Annotated in this window: 2 protein-coding genes; one reads left to right on the top strand and one right to left on the bottom strand. The window is 64.4% G+C overall.

What is annotated here, in order from left to right:
* Window positions 1-270 precede the first annotated feature (270 nt).
* The gene (locus ACTQV4_RS10200) at window positions 271-795 is read right to left on the bottom strand and encodes a hypothetical protein (RefSeq protein ID WP_441569774.1); all 525 of its coding nucleotides are present in this window, start codon (window positions 793-795) and stop codon (window positions 271-273) included.
* On the opposite strand from ACTQV4_RS10200, the gene ACTQV4_RS10195 reads away from it, so the two are divergent.
* Window positions 749-2,383 (top strand): tape measure protein (locus ACTQV4_RS10195; RefSeq protein ID WP_441393998.1); only part of this gene is annotated, 1,635 nt, incomplete at its 3' end. The two genes, ACTQV4_RS10200 and ACTQV4_RS10195, sit on opposite strands and share 47 nt — an antisense overlap.

The raw sequence follows: 2,383 nt of genomic DNA, 5'->3' as shown, positions 1-2,383 counted from the left end.
GAGTTCATGATCCTAGAGTCCCACAAGGACGACAAAGAGAGAGCGCGGTATCGGCAGAAGGTTTACAAGCCGCGTGTCAAGACCGGGGCAATTGAGAAGCCCGCGGGGTTCGACCCGTCGGACATGGCGGCGCAGGCGGCGATGCTGGAAGCGCTGGACGCTTAGCACGGTAGAGTATGGGGCGTAGGATCGGGAGGTTCATGGTATGGCGACTGTCGGCACGGCGCGGGTGACGATTGAGGCTGATTTCAGCAGGTTCGAGCAGGACGTTCAGACGTTCTTCAACCGCAGCGGCAAAGCGGCGGGGGATGCCCTCAACCGGGGCGTGAAATCGGGTGCCGATGCGGCGCAGAAGTCCGTGAAGGACGTGGGCACGGAGTTCCAGAATGTTGCATCGTCCGCGTCCTCGGCGGGGCGTGATGCGTCGTCGTCGTGGGCGGCGGAGATGGGGAAGGTTGGCACGTCGACGCAGAAGTCCGCGGCGGTGGCTTCCTCGGCGCTGACTGATCTGTCGGGTAAGGGCGCGTCGGCGGCGAGCCGGGTGTCGTCGTCCTGGGCATCGAACATTAGTGGTGTTGCGTCCTCGACATCCTCGGCTGCGTCGGCTGCGTCGTCCTCGTTGGATGGTGTGGGACGGGCCGCGTCGGGTGCCGCTTCTGGTATCCGCGTGTCCTTCGCGAACGGCTTCGGCGGTGTCGCGTCGGCTGCGTCCGGGATGGTGAGTCGCGTGTCCGCGACGATGGGTAGCGTGGCTTCCTCGGCACGCGGCGCGGCGGAGTCGATTAAAACGTCCATCACCAACGCACTGAAGGAGTCGGAGCAGACCGCTGATCGCGTTCCGAGCGCTATCGGCAGGATCGGCGTGGCCGTGGGCGCTATCGCCGGGCCTATGGCGATCCTAAAGGGCGGGTTCGACCGCCTGATGAACATCCAGCGTGCCGAGGTGATGTTCAAATCCGTGGGCCTGTCGGCGGAGCAGACGAAGAATCAAATGGCGAAGCTGACCGAGCAGGTGACGGGAACGTCGGTGTCCTTGGCGGATGCGGCGAAGTACTCCGCTATGTTCGCGCAGTCTGGTGTGGAGCTCGGCAAGCCGATGGACTCCGCGATCCAAGCGTTCACGGCCCTATCGTCCATCGCGGAGGGCTCGGGCGTGGACGTGGGGCGTGTGATGCAGCAGATCAGCGCCCAGGGCAAGGTCACGGGCGAGGACATGGCGCAAATGGCCGACGCTGGTGTCAATGCGACGAAGTACCTCGCGGACAGCATGGGCATGTCCCAGGCTGATGTAAAGAAGGCAATCTCGGACGGCAAGATTTCGTTCGAGGACTTCGTCACGGCTATCAATAAGGGCACGGGGTCGCTGGCGAAGGATATGGGGCAGACCCTCCCGGCGAAGATTGCGAACTTCAAGACCTCACTGTCCGCGTTCGGCGCGACGCTGCTGGAACCCATGATCGGCCCGATGACGAAGGCTGTGGAGTTCCTCACCGGCGTGTTCAAGGGGCTGAACCAGCCGATTAAGGACTTCGTGACGTGGCTCGGCGAGGGGTCGCTGGCGGCGGATGCCTTCAAGGGTGTAATGATCGTCGTTGGTGGTGTCGTCGCGGGTGCCGTGGCGCTTATGGCGGTCGGTGCGTTGGCTTCGCTGGGGAGCATGATCGGCGGGTTTGTCCTGGGCGGACTGCAGGCCACCATCACCGGGGCGAAGATGGTCGCGGCGGCGTGGACGACCGTTGCTGGGTGGGCTAGGGCCGCTGGTGCTATGGCGATTCAGGTGGCGAAGATGATCGGTCAGTGGGTCATGCTGGGCGGTCAGGCACTTGTGCAGGCCGGGCGTGTCGCCGCCGCATGGATCATGGCCGCGCCGAAGAACCTGGTGCAGTACACGATAGCGTTCGTTCAGATCATCGCCGGGTGGGTGCGCATGGCTGCGGTGGCGACGGTTCAGGCTATTAAGGCTGGGGCTGCGTGGATCATAGCCGCCCCGAAGAACCTGGGCACGTATGCCCGCGCGTTCGGCGCGATGATCGCCGGGTGGGGACAAGCCGCCGGTGCCGCTATCGTGAACGCTGGGCGCATCGCCGGGGCGTGGATCATCGCCGCCCCGAAGAATCTTGGAGCCGGTGTCAAGGCGTTGGGCATGATAGCCGGTGGGTGGGTCCGCGCGGGCATCGCCGCCGTCGCGAACGCCGCTGTTATCGCCGGGTCGTGGCTCGTTGCTATGTGGCCGGTGGCCCTCGTCATCGCCGCTATCGTCGGCATCATCGGTGTGTTCAAACTTCTGTGGGATAACGTCGCCGGGTTCCGCGAGTTCTGGCAGGGCGTGTGGGACGGCCTTGTCAATGTGGTGGCTACCGCGTGGACGTGGATCAAGAACATC

Origin of the sequence: Collinsella sp. LCP19S3_B11 (assembly GCF_052121915.1) — a bacterium.
In the GTDB taxonomy this organism is placed as follows: Bacteria; Actinomycetota; Coriobacteriia; order Coriobacteriales; family Coriobacteriaceae; genus Collinsella.
The sequence above is the reverse complement of the archived record's forward strand: the minus strand, read 5'-3'. Positions and strand labels throughout refer to the sequence as shown.

Excerpts from the sequence above, each read along its gene's own strand:
- ACTQV4_RS10200 (WP_441569774.1), bottom strand. The coding sequence starts at position 795 with ATGGACGTTTTAATCGACTCCGCCGCGCCGCGTGCCGAGGAAGCCACG.